General features: G+C 70.7%; 11 protein-coding genes. 8 read left to right on the forward strand and 3 right to left on the reverse strand.

Translation table 11 applies throughout. From position 1 onward, the window contains the following. The first annotated feature begins 15 nt into the window (after positions 1 to 15). The 4 genes from ACFVXA_RS31480 to ACFVXA_RS31495 all read left to right on the forward strand — a co-directional run bounded on the left by ACFVXA_RS31480 (position 16) and on the right by ACFVXA_RS31495 (position 4,084). On the forward strand, positions 16 to 690 hold the full coding sequence (locus ACFVXA_RS31480; RefSeq protein WP_390027938.1) for an urease accessory protein UreF: 675 nt from the start codon (positions 16 to 18) through the stop codon (positions 688 to 690). Between the two features lie 199 nt (positions 691 to 889). Next, positions 890 to 1,567 carry an urease accessory protein UreG gene (ureG, locus tag ACFVXA_RS31485; protein WP_362014872.1) on the forward strand — a complete coding sequence of 226 codons (678 nt, stop codon included), beginning with the start codon at positions 890 to 892 and terminating at the stop codon, positions 1,565 to 1,567. Then, positions 1,564 to 2,325, forward strand: a complete 762-nt coding sequence (locus tag ACFVXA_RS31490; protein WP_390027941.1) for an urease accessory protein UreD — start codon at positions 1,564 to 1,566, stop codon at positions 2,323 to 2,325. Before ureG ends, ACFVXA_RS31490 begins: the two co-directional genes overlap by 4 nt. A gap of 169 nt (positions 2,326 to 2,494) precedes the next feature. Further along, positions 2,495 to 4,084, forward strand: a complete 1,590-nt coding sequence (locus tag ACFVXA_RS31495; RefSeq protein ID WP_383742600.1) for an alpha/beta hydrolase — start codon at positions 2,495 to 2,497, stop codon at positions 4,082 to 4,084. A 48-nt stretch (positions 4,085 to 4,132) separates the two neighbouring features. Here ACFVXA_RS31495 and ACFVXA_RS31500 read toward each other — a convergent pair whose 3' ends face one another. Both ACFVXA_RS31500 and ACFVXA_RS31505 read right to left on the reverse strand, forming a co-directional pair. Beyond that, the gene (locus ACFVXA_RS31500; RefSeq protein WP_384020939.1) at positions 4,133 to 5,158 is read right to left on the reverse strand and encodes an NAD-dependent epimerase/dehydratase family protein; all 1,026 of its coding nucleotides are present in this window, start codon (positions 5,156 to 5,158) and stop codon (positions 4,133 to 4,135) included. A 61-nt stretch (positions 5,159 to 5,219) separates the two neighbouring features. Next, on the reverse strand, positions 5,220 to 5,945 hold the full coding sequence (locus ACFVXA_RS31505) for a lysophospholipid acyltransferase family protein (RefSeq protein WP_362014884.1): 726 nt from the start codon (positions 5,943 to 5,945) through the stop codon (positions 5,220 to 5,222). Between the two features lie 506 nt (positions 5,946 to 6,451). Here ACFVXA_RS31505 and ACFVXA_RS31510 point away from each other — a divergent pair. Then, positions 6,452 to 7,867, forward strand: a complete 1,416-nt coding sequence (locus tag ACFVXA_RS31510) for a PHB depolymerase family esterase (RefSeq protein WP_390027996.1) — start codon at positions 6,452 to 6,454, stop codon at positions 7,865 to 7,867. A gap of 86 nt (positions 7,868 to 7,953) precedes the next feature. Here the strand turns inward: ACFVXA_RS31510 and ACFVXA_RS31515 are convergent, their stop codons facing one another. Then, positions 7,954 to 9,405 carry a tannase/feruloyl esterase family alpha/beta hydrolase gene (locus ACFVXA_RS31515; protein ID WP_390027944.1) on the reverse strand — a complete coding sequence of 484 codons (1,452 nt, stop codon included), beginning with the start codon at positions 9,403 to 9,405 and terminating at the stop codon, positions 7,954 to 7,956. A gap of 291 nt (positions 9,406 to 9,696) precedes the next feature. On the opposite strand from ACFVXA_RS31515, the gene ACFVXA_RS31520 reads away from it, so the two are divergent. The 3 genes from ACFVXA_RS31520 (at position 9,697) to ACFVXA_RS31530 (ending at position 11,870) form a co-directional block, all read left to right on the forward strand. Next, positions 9,697 to 10,056 (forward strand): hypothetical protein, encoded by a 360-nt coding sequence (locus ACFVXA_RS31520; RefSeq protein ID WP_362014892.1) that lies wholly within the window; start codon positions 9,697 to 9,699, stop codon positions 10,054 to 10,056. 214 nt (positions 10,057 to 10,270) lie between these two features. Further along, a complete protein-coding gene (locus ACFVXA_RS31525; RefSeq protein WP_362014895.1) occupies positions 10,271 to 10,444 on the forward strand; it encodes a hypothetical protein in 174 nt (57 codons plus the stop codon). Between the two features lie 193 nt (positions 10,445 to 10,637). Further along, a complete protein-coding gene (locus ACFVXA_RS31530) occupies positions 10,638 to 11,870 on the forward strand; it encodes an FAD-dependent oxidoreductase (protein WP_383907502.1) in 1,233 nt (410 codons plus the stop codon). Positions 11,871 to 12,114: the final 244 nt, after the last annotated feature.

The following is a 12,114-nucleotide window of genomic DNA, read 5'->3' on the forward strand; positions in this document are numbered from 1 at the left end:
CTACTTCCTCTTCTGATGTCCAGGGCAGCACTGCTCGTCCTGGCCGACGGCCGCTTTCCCGCCGGAGGACACGCCCACTCCGGCGGGGCCGAGGCCGCCGTCAAGGCCGGGCGGATCACCGGGGCGGCCAGCCTGGAGGAATTCTGCCGGGGCCGGTTGCACACGACCGGGCTCGTGTCGGCCTCGCTGGCCGCGGCCGCCGCACTCGGTGCCCACCCGGTGGCGTTGGACGCGGCGGCCGAGGCGCGTACGCCGTCGCCTGCCCTGCGGGTCGCCGCGCGGCGGCTCGGGCGGCAGTTGATGCGAGCGGTCCGGGCGACATGGCCTTCAGCTGAACTCGACGCGCTGGCAAGGGAGTTCCCCAAGGGGGCACATCAGCCCGTGGTACTCGGGCTGGCCGCGCGGGCTGCCGGGCTCGGGCCTGATGACGCCGCGTACTGCTCCGCGTACGAGGCGGTCAGTGGGCCGGCGACCGCGACGGTGCGGTTGCTGAGTCTGGACCCCTTTGACGCGAGCGCGGTTCTCGCCCGGCTTGCGCCGGAGTTGGACCGGGTGGCCGATCAGGCGGCCGACGCGGCTCGACGGGTGATCGACGACGGGGTCGACGCGCTGCCCGCCGCTTCGGCTCCGCTGTTGGAGATCTCCGCGGAGGCGCATGCCGCTTGGCCGGTACGTCTGTTCGCGTCGTAGGAGTTCTTCGCCCCCACTGCCCTCACCGCCCCCACTGCCCCCACTGCCCTCACCGCCCCCACTCCCTCACCGCCTCTACCCGCCCCATACCCGGGGGGGCTTCGCCTCCCGCCCCCTCAGCGGCCTGAACGGCCTCGTCCTCCAACGCCGGACGGGCTGGGGTGGCCGGCCCGGATTTTGGAAGATTTGGAGCCGTATCATGCATCTTGACCACACTCATGACGGGCCCTCTGCCGTCAGTGCCGACGCTCATCGTCCCGACGGGGCGCGGCGGGCGCTGCGGATCGGGCTCGGTGGACCCGTCGGGTCCGGGAAGACCGCCACCGTCGCCGCGCTCTGCAAGGCGCTGCGGGACGAGTTGTCGCTCGCCGTTGTCACCAATGACATCTACACGCGTGAGGACGCCGAATTCCTGCTGCGGGAGGCCGTGCTGCCGCCGGAGCGGATCACCGCCGTCGAGACGGGGGCCTGCCCGCACACCGCCATTCGGGACGACATCTCCGCCAATCTGGAGGCGGTGGAAGATCTCGAGGACGAGGTCGGGCCGCTGGATCTGATTCTGGTGGAGTCCGGGGGCGACAACCTGACGGCGACCTTCTCCAAGGGGCTGGTCGACGCGCAGGTCTTCGTCATCGATGTGGCGGGCGGGGACGACATTCCGCGCAAGGGCGGGCCCGGGGTCACGACCGCTGACCTGCTCGTCGTCAACAAGACCGACCTGGCGCCGTACGTCGGGTCCGACCTCGGGCGGATGGCGGCCGATGCCAAGGCGCAGCGGGCCGAACTGCCCGTCGTCTTCCAGTCGCTGCGCAGTGAGGCCGGGGTCACGGACGTCGCCGCGTGGGTGCGGGAACGGCTCGCCGCGTGGACGGCATGACGACAGCGGGAGTGCGGGCCATCGCGCGGATCTCGGCACGGGACGACGGGCGGGGCGGGACCTCACTGCCGGTGCTGGAAGGGGACGGGCCGCTCGCCCTGCGCCGCACCCGGGCCAGTGGCTCTGAGGCGCGCGTCATGCTGGTCGGCGCGATGAGCGGTCCGCTCGGCGGCGATCACTTCACCGTGCGGGCGCAGGTGCACGAGGGCGCGCGGCTGCACCTCGGGTCGGCCGCCGCCACCATCGCGCTGCCCGGGCAGAACAAGGGGGAGGCGCGCTACGACGTGCGCCTCGACGTCGCCGACGGGGGCGAACTGCGGTGGCTCCCCGAGCAGTTGATCTCCGCGGGTGGCAGCGACCTGTCCGTGTCCTCGCGCGTCGAACTCCGGGGAGGTGCCCGGCTCGTCTTCCGGGAGGAGCAGGTACTGGGGCGGGCCGGTGAGGAACCCGGACGGCTCACCAGTCGTCTTACCGTGCGGCTCGACGGGCGGCCGCTGCTCGACCAGGAGGTGGCGTGCGGCCCCGGCGCGCCGGGCGGCTGGGACGGGCCCGCCGTCCTCGCGGGACATCGCGCCCTGGGGCAACTCGTCGTCGTACGGCCGGAGTTCGAGAAGGAGCCGGTGCGGGCGCGACTGCTGGGGGAGCATGCGGCCCTCGTGCCGCTCGCCGGGCCCGCCGTGCTCGTCACCGCGCTCGCGCCCGACGGACTGCGGCTGCGGCGGGTGTTGGACGAGGCGCTGCGGACGCTCGGCTGCTGAGACGAGCCTCACTGCGCGGCCGGAAGTACCGTCTCCGCTCAACGGAACAGCGCACACCGGTTATCGGATTAGTAAAGAAGGCCGGTCACATCTGTTCTCAGGGGCCTCACAGCCGAAAGGATCCCCGTACCAATCGCAACGATGTACGGGGAGGTCCCACTTGAGGTCCATGAGACCGTCGAGACGGGTGACAGCGCTGGGTTCGGCCGGAGCGCTCGTCACGGCGACCCTGATAGCCGGTGCCGTGGCGGCTCCGTCGGCCACCGCCGACTCGCGCCACGGCCAGAGCCGGGAACAGCGCGGCGCCGCCGTCGCCGCGGAACGGGCCGCGAAGGCCGGGATCGACTGGCAGGACTGCCCCGCGGACTGGGGCTTCGAGAAGCCGATCCAGTGCGGCTGGGTCTCCGTGCCGCTCGACTACGCCCACCCGTACGGCAAGCAGATCAAGCTGGCCGTGGACCGCATCGGGAACACCGGCACCAAGGAGGAGCGCCAGGGCGCGCTCGTCTACAACCCGGGCGGACCCGGTGGTTCGGGCATGCGCTTCCCGCGCCGTGTCACCACCAAGAGCCCCCTCTGGGTGAACACGTCGAAGGCGTACGACTTCGTGGGCTTCGACCCGCGTGGTGTCGGCCACTCGGCGCCCATCTCCTGCATCGACCCGCAGGAGTTCGTGAAGGCGCCCAAGGCCGACCCGGTCCCGGACTCCGTGGCCGACAAGAACGCCCAGCGCAAGCTGGCCGCCGAGTACGCGGACGGCTGCGCCGAGCGCAGCGGCAAGGCCGTACTGGCGCAGATGACCACGCCCAACACCGCGCGCGACCTGGACGTCATCCGGGCCGCCCTCGGGGAGAAGAAGCTCAACTACCTGGGCGTCTCCTACGGCACGTACCTCGGCGCCGTCTACGGCACGCTCTTCCCGGGCCACGTCCGGCGCATGGTCGTCGACAGCGTCGTCAACCCGGCGAAGGAGAACATCTGGTACCAGGCCAACCTGGAGCAGGACATCGCCTTCGAGGGCCGGTGGAAGGACTGGGAGGACTGGGTCGCCAAGAACGACGCGGCCTTCCACCTCGGCGACACCCGCGCCAAGGTGCAGGACCAGTGGCTGAAGCTGCGCGCCACCGCGAAGAAGAGCCCGCTCGGTGGCGTCGTCGGCCCCGCCGAACTGATCTCCTTCTTCCAGAGCGCCCCGTACTACGACTCCTCGTGGGTGCCGGTCGCGACGGCGTTCAGCAAGTACGTCGCCGGTGACACCCAGGCGCTCGTCGACGCCGCCGCCCCCGACATGTCGGACACCGCGGGCAACATCTCCTCGGAGAACGGCAACGCCGTCTACACGGCCGTCGAGTGCGCCGACGCCAAGTGGCCCACCAGCTGGTCGAAGTGGGACAAGGACAACACGCGGCTCAACAAGGACTACCCGTTCATGACGTGGGCCAACGCGTGGATGAACCTGCCGTGCGCCACCTGGCCGGCCAAGCAGCAGACCCCGGTGAACGTGAAGACCGGCAAGGGTCTGCCGGCCGTCCTCATCGTGCAGTCCACGCGTGACGCCGCCACCCCGTACCCCGGCGCCGTCGAACTGCACCAGCGCTTCAAGGGCTCCCGCCTGATCACCGAGCAGGACGCGGGCTCGCACGGCGTGACCGGCCTGGTCAACCCGTGCATCAACCAGCGGGTGGACACCTACCTGCTCACCGGCAAGACGGACGCGGCGGACGTGACGTGCGCACCGCACGCCACGCCCAAGCCGTAGTCATCCGTACGTGGCGAGGGGCGGCCGGGAAAACCGGCCGCCCCTCGCTCATGATGCCAACCAGGCGTCCTCCGCCGCGTAGTCGAAGAGGTCGCCATAGGCCCGCGCCAGCGAAGGGAAGGCCTCCCGCCAGTCCTTTCCGGCCAGTTGGCGTTCGATCCACTCGACCGTTTCCGGCAGGCTCTCGGCGTAACCCCGGGCCGGGCGGTAGCCCAGCTCCTGTGCGGCCGCCGACATGTCGCAGACGACGGGGAGGTCCACGGACCACGGGGAGACGCCCACGGTCGGGGACGGCGCGGGACCGTCCACGAGGACCGTCTCGGTCTCCGTCCCCATCACCGCGTCGATGGCCGCCCCGATCTCGGCCGCCGTCGGCGCGTCGGGGTCGCAGGCGTTGAGGACCCGGGATCCCGGCCGCGCGGCGGCCAGGCGGATCAACTCGGCGATGTTGTGGACGCTCGCCGGATGAAAGCGGCTCGAGCCGCCGAAGGCGAGGATCCGCCGCGCGCGGCCGTCGAGGTTGCGCTTGACGAAGTACAGCTCTCGGGGTGCGCGGCAGTACGGTCCGTGGATCGCGCCCGCGCGCAACAACGTCGTCGGCAACCGGTCGCCCACGGCGAGGAGTTCGCGCTCCAGCGCCGCCTTGCGGGTGCTGTACGTCTCGTCGCCGGGCCGCACCGTGTGCAGGGTCTCGGGAATCGGCACGGGGTAGGCCGGAAAGCCGCCCGGCTCCGCCTGGGTGTCGAAGCCGCGCCCCTTGTCGTCCTCGTACACCGACACGCTGGAGATCACCACGGCCGAGCCGACCCGATCGGCGAGTCCCACCAACTGGCGCCCGTGTTCCGCCCCGTACGCGACGATGTCCACCACGACGTCGCACCCGTCGCCGATCACCGCGGCCAGCTGGGCGTCGTCCTCACGGTCGAGCCGCGCGGTCCGCACGTCCTCGGGCCAGCTCGCGTCCCGACCGCCCCCGCGCGACGCGGCTGTCACCTCCCAGCCGTCCCGCACGAGCGCGTTCACCGCCGCCCGCCCGATCTGACCCGTCGCTCCCATCACTACAGAACGTCTCATACGTAAAGAATGTACAGGGTGTACATATGTACAGGGTGTACGTTCCTGCGGTTGACCTCCGTCAACTCAGCGGCATCCGGGGGAACTTACGGGCGTTCGCGGCGCGTTCGGCGGCCTCCTCGGCCTTGACCTCCGCCGCGTACCGGTCGACGTACTCCTGCTCGGAGAGGGTGAGGATGGCGTACATGATCTCGTCGGTGATGGCGCGCAGGATCGCCTTCTCGTTCTCCATCCCGGCGTAGCGGGAGAAGTCGAGGGGCTCGCCGAAGCGGATCACCACAGGGTGGGCCTTCGGGATCTTCTTGCCAGGCGGCTGGGCCTCGAAGGTGCCGATCATCGCGCACGGAATGACCGGGGCCTGGGCCTTGAGGGCCATCACCGCGACACCGACCTTGCCCTTGTACAGGCGGCCGTCGTGCGAGCGGGTGCCTTCCGGGTAGATGCCGAGCAGCTCGTTCTTGCGCAGCACCCCGAGCCCCTCGCGGATCGCGGCCTGACCCGCGTCCTTGCCGGAGCGGTCCACCGGAATCTGCCCGGCGCTGCGGAAGAACGCGGCCGTCAGACGCCCTTTGATCCCCGGTCCCGTGAAGTACTCGGCCTTCGCGAGGAAGGTGATCCGCCGTTTGAGGATCGCGGGCATCAGGAAGTGGTCCGAGAACGACAGGTGGTTGCCGGCCACGATGGCCGCGCCCGATGACGGAATGTGCTCAAGTCCCTCGATCCGAGGCCGGAAGACGAGCCTCAGCAGCGGACCCAGAAGGACGTATTTGAGCAGGTAGTAGAACAACGGGTCGCTCCTCACTCTGGCGGATCGGCTCAACCGCCGCGTTCTAGCAGGTCAGCGGGCATGCGGTGGGGGTCAGTGTATGTGCCCGCGTGGTCGGGTGGAACCGTGTCCGATCGGACTGATACTGCCCCTTCGCCGACTCTTCTGACGTTGCGTCAATGCCTGGGTGGCTGCCGTCCCGTGTAGGGCACCGATCAGGCGGACGCCACGGCTGGGAGCAATACGCGTGGGGAAGCAGCCATGGCCGCCCGCCACATGTCCGCCGTGTCTGCGGCGCCGTACGTTTCCGGCGGCGGAAGCTGCGCGGCCGGCACCAACGCCTACCGCGGACAGAGGCCATGGCCGGCACCAACGCCTACCGCGGACAGAGGCCATGGCCGGCGCCGCGCCCCGTCTCCCCACACCAGGAGGTCATCGTGTGCCAGTCCATCCTGCGAAGAGCGCTGCGGCGCTCCGCGCTCGCCGTGGCGCTCGGTCTCGCCGTCGCGCTCGCTCTCGTCGCCGGCATGAGCACAGCGGCCGCCACAGGGGCCGCTGCCGTCACAAGGCCCGCCGGCGCCGCCACCGGAGGCGTCCTTCGACAGGTCACCGGCTTCGGCTCCAACCCCGGCAATCTGACGATGTACGAGTACGCGCCGGTCGATCTCCCGGCGAACGCACCGCTCGTCGTGGCCCTGCACGGATGCACCCAGTCGGCGAGCGACTACCACACCCACTCCGGCTGGCAGAAGTTCGCCGACCAGTGGGCCTTCGACCTGGTCTACCCGCAGACGAACTCCACCAACAACAGTTCGTCCTGCTTCAGCTGGTTCGACGCCGGCAAGGACACGCGCGGCAAGGGTGAGGCCGCCTCGATCAAGCAGATGGTCGACTACGCCGTGGCGCAGCACGGCTCCGACCCCCGCCGCGTCTACGTCACCGGCCTGTCCGCCGGCGGCGGTATGACCGCCGATCTGCTCGCCGACTACCCGGACGTGTTCGCAGGCGGTGCCGTCGACTCCGGGCTGCCCGCGCAGTGCGCCACCACCCTGAGCGGTGCCTCGAGCTGCCAGTACGGCAGCCTGAACCTCACCCCGGCACAGTGGGGCGACAAGGTCCGCAACTCCTACCCGGGCCATACCGGCCCGTGGCCGAGGGTCGCCATCTGGCAGGGCACCTCCGACACCTCGGTCGTCCCGGTGAACGGCACCGAACTGCGCGACCAGTGGACCGACGTCTGGGGCATCAGCCAGACGGCGTCGAGCACGAAGAGCCTGGTCGGCAACACCACCGAGAGCATCTACGACGACGCCGACGGCCAGCCCGCCGTCGCCCTCTTCTCCGTCTCCGGCATGGCCCACGGCCTCGCCGTCGACCCAGGGTCGGGCGCCGACCAGTGCGGCACCGCGGCGACCTACTACATCGACACCATCTGCTCCAGCTACCACACCGCGCTCTTCTGGGGCCTGGACGGATCGGCCCCAGGCGGCGGCACCGGCACTCTGCCCGCGCCCACCGGCGTGACCGTCACCGCCACGACCGGCAGCATCTCCCTGTCCTGGAACGCCGTCAGCGGCGCCTCGTCCTACGCCGTCTACCGCAACGGGACCAAAATCGGCTCTCCCGCGGGCGCCACGTACACCGACACCGGCCTGGCCGCCGCCACCTCCTACCGCTACACCGTCGCCGCGGTCGACTCCTCCGGCGCCGTCGGCGCCGCCTCCGCCGCCGTCACAGGGACGACCACCGGCACCGCACCCAGCTGCTACACCGACAACAACTACAACCAGGTCAGGCAAGGCCGCGCCCACCAAAGCGGCGGCTACGCCTACGCGAACGGCTCCAACCAGAACATGGGCCTGAACAACGTCGCCATCACTCACACCCTCAAGGAGGCCTCGCCCGGCTATTTCGTCATCGCCGACTCCGGCTGCACCACCTGACCCCCTCGCACGCCACCGGTGGCTGATCCCGGAACGGGGCCCTCGTGCGGAGGGCCCCGTCGTTCCGCGCTGTCATGGAGGCGGTATCAACCGGCGAGCCGACAGTCAGTGAGCAGCGTGTGCGGCTCAGCCCCATCGGGGCGTGGGACGGTGCGACTGGGCGGCGGCGGCCGGTGGCCGCGACCGATCCAGTCCTCGAGCGCGGTGAAGGCTGCGCGGTGGCAGGGGACCATCGGCCGGAGCTTGTCGGGGAAACCCTCGAACAGCGAGTCGACGTGGGTGCCGCCCTCGATTCGGTAGTACCGGAAGAGGTCGCCGCGGCCCGCGTCCCGCACCATGCCGGCGTAGACGTCCGAGTCCTTGGAGATGGGGAGCAGCACGTCGAGGGTGCCCTGCAAGGTGATGAGCGGCTTGCCGATCCGTCCCGTCAGGGAGACGCGCCGCACGGCATCGTGCACGCTGCCCGGCCGGGAGGCGTAGTCGTAGTCGGCGTCGCAGGCCGGCGTCCCGGGCGAGCAGTAAGGAGTCCCCGCCTCTGTCGCGCCGTCGAAGGCCGGATCGAACTCCTCGCGGTAGATCCGTTGCGTCAGGTCCCAGTAGTAGTGGTGGTGGTACGGCCACAGGAACTCGGAGCCTGCCGGGAAACCCGCGTCGAGCAGGTCCTGGCGGGCGCTCTCCGCACCGTCGCCACCCGCTGCGTAGCCAGGGTAGGAGCGCAGTGCGGCCGGCAGATAGGTGAAGAGGTTCGGACCGTCCTCTCGCCACAGGGCGCCTTCCCAGTCCACTCCTCCGTCGTACAGCTCTGGATGGTTCTCGAGCTGCCAGCGCACGAGGTAACCGCCGTTCGACATCCCTGTCGCCAGGGTCCGCGTGGGGGGCCGCAGGTATCGCCGGGTGACCACGGTGCGGGCGGCGCGGGTGAGTTGGGTGACTCGCTCGTTCCACTCGACGACAGCGCCACCCGGTCGGGCGCCGTCGCGGTAGAACGCCGCACCCGTGTTGCCCTTGTCGGTCGCGGCGAAGGCGTAACCCCGGGCAAGCACCCAGTCACTGATGGCCCGGTCGTTCGCGTACTGCTCCCGGGTTCCGGGCGCGCCGGCGATCACCAGGCCCCCGTTCCAGTGATCGGGCAGCCGGATGACGAACTGGGCGTCATGGTTCCAGCCGTGGTTCGTGTCGGTGGTCGACGTATCGGGGAAGTATCCGTCGAGCTGGATGCCGGGGACGCCGCGAGGTGTGGCCAGATCCTTCGGTGTCAGCCCTGCCCAGTCGGCCGGGTCGGTGTGGCCGGAGGCGACCGTACCGGCGGTGGTCAACTCGTCCAGACAGTCCACCTGTTGCCGTTCGGCCCCCGGAACTCTCAGTCGGTCCACCCGGGCGCAGTGTCCGCGGATCCCCGATTCCGATGCGAGGGCATCGGCCGGGGCCGCGGTCAGTACCAGCAGCACCGCCGCGCCGAGGGCCGCCGGCCGCACCCTCCTGCTGCCGGCCGGGCCGCGCGACGCAGGTGCGCTGCTGGGGGGTTCTACTCTGCGCATAGGTCTGCCTCCGAGGCTGTGAACGCGGTGGGACGCCCGGACGCTACTGACGGGCGCACTGCGTTCGGCAGGCCTCCGAACACCACAACGGACGGGCTGGAAGTGGGGGCCGCCACCATGTGACTACGGCGGGGTGCGGCGCATGCGGGTAGGCCCCCGGGCCGAGGACGCCAACCAGGCCCCGGGCCGAGGACGGCAACAAGGTGCACGTCCGTGGCGGTGCCGACCGTGCTCCCCGAGGCTCGGTCGACGACGAGCGACGGGGCGGCGGCACGCCCGTATGCTCCTCGGATGGAACTCGCTGCGAAGTTGCAGATCAAGCCGGGGCAACGGCTCGCCTGCCTGGCCGGTACGGGTGACGTACCGCTGGTGGCCGCGGAGGGTGTGACGACGGTCGACGCGCCGGAAGAAGCGGATGTGGTCGTCGCCTTCGTGCACAGCCGGGCGGATCTCGACACCGTCGCCGCCCCGGCGATCGAGGGAGCCCGACGCGACAAGTTGGTGTGGATCGCATACCCGAAGGCGGGCCAGCTGGGCACCGATCTCAACCGTGACATCCTGCGCGAAGCACTCGTCGCTCAGGGTGTGAAGCCGGTCCGCCAGGTCGCCATCGACGAGGTGTGGTCCGCGCTTCGGTTCCGCCCGGCCTGACCCCCTTGAGGTCCCGCTCCTCCCGTGAGCTCTGAGAGCCGTCGGGCGTGATCCGCTTACACACGTGTCGGCGAGCTCGAGGACCACCGGGGACCGGCTGGGCTGGGAATCCGGCGGCACCGGTGCTCCTGACACGAAGCGCGGGGCCGGCTGGTCTCGCTCTGCTGCGCTCGGGGGAGGAGCATGGGAGAGGAGCCACCAAGGGAGGCCCGCCATGAAATCCGAAGACTCGGGTTACGACACCTGGCTGTACTCTCACACACCCTCCCAGGCCGAGGGCGAGCGCGACGAACCGGCTGAGCGTTCAGCCATGGTGCACCCGGACGTCCCCAGGACCGAGCCGTCCCAGGCGGAGGGCGAACGGGTGGACGACATCAGGACCGCGTGAGCGCAGCGAGCCGGACTTTGGCGTCACTGGGTCCGGCTCAGTGCCGTACAGGCCCGTACGGCACCGGTACGGCCGCCTGTACGAGGCCGCCGACGATGACGGCGTGCCGTACCAGGCCGCGCCGTGACGGCCCGCGCCGTACCGGCCTTGGCTCGGTCGCGGGGGTCGCGGGGTCGCCGAAGGGAAGGCTGCGATGGAGCGGACGACGTGTTGCGTGGTGGGCGGCGGCCCCGCGGGAATGGTCCTCGGCCTGCTGCTGGCCCGGGCTGGAGTCGCCGTCACGGTCCTGGAGAAGCACGGCGACTTTCTGCGCGACTTCCGCGGCGATACCGTGCATCCCTCGACCCTGGCGCTGCTGGACGACCTCGGTCTGGCCGAGCGCTTCGCCCGACTGCGGCAACGTCGGTTGACCACGGTTCAGCTGCCGCTCGGCGCGGACGGTTCGCCGATCACCGTCTCGGACCTCGGCGTACTACCGGGCCCCTACAACTATGTGGCGATGGTGCCGCAATGGGACCTGCTCGACCTCCTCGTCGACGAGGCCCGGAAAGAGCCGTCCTTCTCCGTACGGATGAGCACCGAGGCGACGTCCTTCCTGGTGGAGCACGGACGGGTCACCGGGGTGCGGTACCGCACGTCCGACGGCCGTACCGGCGAACTGCGGGCCACCCTGACGGTGGCCTGCGACGGCCGGGGCTCGCTGGCCCGGTCGCGGCCGGAACTGCGGCTGCGGCAGTTCACCTGCCCGATGGACGCCTGGTGGTTCCGGCTGCCACGGCGGGACGGTGACCCGCACGGGTTCGTGGGAGGGGCCGGCGACCGGATGCTCACGGTGATGATCGACCGTGGGGAGTACTGGCAGTGCGGCGCGCTCATTCCCAAGGGGACCGACGCCGAGCGCCGCGCCGCCGGTCTCGAGCGGTTCATGGCCGACTTCTCGGCCGCCGTGCCCTGGCTCGCGGACCGGGCGCATGCGCTGCGGTCATGGGACGAGGTGAAGATGCTCGACGTACGGCTCGACCGCCTCCGGCGCTGGTACAGCCCGGGACTGCTGTGCATCGGTGACGCGGCGCACGCGATGTCACCCATCTTTGGCATCGGCATCAACCTCGCAGTCCAGGACGCGGTGGCCGCCGCACGGCATCTCGTCGAACCGCTGCGCGGCGGTGTGCTCGGCCTGCGGGACGTACGCGGCGTCCAGCGACGCCGGTGGCCGACCACGGCGGCGACGCAGGCACTGCAGCGGTTCGCTCACGCGCGGGTCGTCGCGCCCGTGCTCGCGGGACACGCGCCCTTCGGCAGCACCAAGAGGGCGGAGCGGATGAGCAAACTGCTCACCACCTCACCGTGGCTCAAGCGCGTACCGGCGTACTTCATCGGCTACGGCGCTGTGCGCGAGCGTCCGCCCGCCGCGTCGGTGCGGTGAGCCGCGGCGCTTCCTTCTCAACCGTTGGGACAACTGTCTCCTCAACCGCTGGGAACGGCACCAGTGAGGTGCTGCGGGTCGTGGACGTTCCGGTGGCCGCCGCCGGCCCCGGTCACCTACGGCGAAGGGCTCGCCGACCGGGTGCGGGCGACCGCCCCGGACGGCGTCGATGCCGTGCTCGACGCCTCCGGCCGGGGGAGATCCCGGTGTCGATCGAACTCGCCGGCGGTCCCGCGCGCGTCCT

Origin of the sequence: Streptomyces sp. NPDC058246 (assembly GCF_042881985.1) — a bacterium.
In the GTDB taxonomy this organism is placed as follows: Bacteria; Actinomycetota; Actinomycetes; order Streptomycetales; family Streptomycetaceae; genus Streptomyces.

Coding starts and splice junctions, on each gene's coding strand:
- ACFVXA_RS31480 (WP_390027938.1), top strand. CDS start 16: ATGTCCAGGGCAGCACTGCTCGTCCTGGCCGACGGCCGCTTTCCCGCC.
- ureG (WP_362014872.1), top strand. CDS start 890: ATGCATCTTGACCACACTCATGACGGGCCCTCTGCCGTCAGTGCCGAC.
- ACFVXA_RS31490 (WP_390027941.1), top strand. CDS start 1,564: ATGACGACAGCGGGAGTGCGGGCCATCGCGCGGATCTCGGCACGGGAC.
- ACFVXA_RS31495 (WP_383742600.1), top strand. CDS start 2,495: ATGAGACCGTCGAGACGGGTGACAGCGCTGGGTTCGGCCGGAGCGCTC.
- ACFVXA_RS31500 (WP_384020939.1), bottom strand. CDS start 5,158: ATGAGACGTTCTGTAGTGATGGGAGCGACGGGTCAGATCGGGCGGGCG.
- ACFVXA_RS31510 (WP_390027996.1), top strand. CDS start 6,452: ATGAGCACAGCGGCCGCCACAGGGGCCGCTGCCGTCACAAGGCCCGCC.
- ACFVXA_RS31515 (WP_390027944.1), bottom strand. CDS start 9,405: ATGCGCAGAGTAGAACCCCCCAGCAGCGCACCTGCGTCGCGCGGCCCG.
- ACFVXA_RS31520 (WP_362014892.1), top strand. CDS start 9,697: ATGGAACTCGCTGCGAAGTTGCAGATCAAGCCGGGGCAACGGCTCGCC.
- ACFVXA_RS31525 (WP_362014895.1), top strand. CDS start 10,271: ATGAAATCCGAAGACTCGGGTTACGACACCTGGCTGTACTCTCACACA.
- ACFVXA_RS31530 (WP_383907502.1), top strand. CDS start 10,638: ATGGAGCGGACGACGTGTTGCGTGGTGGGCGGCGGCCCCGCGGGAATG.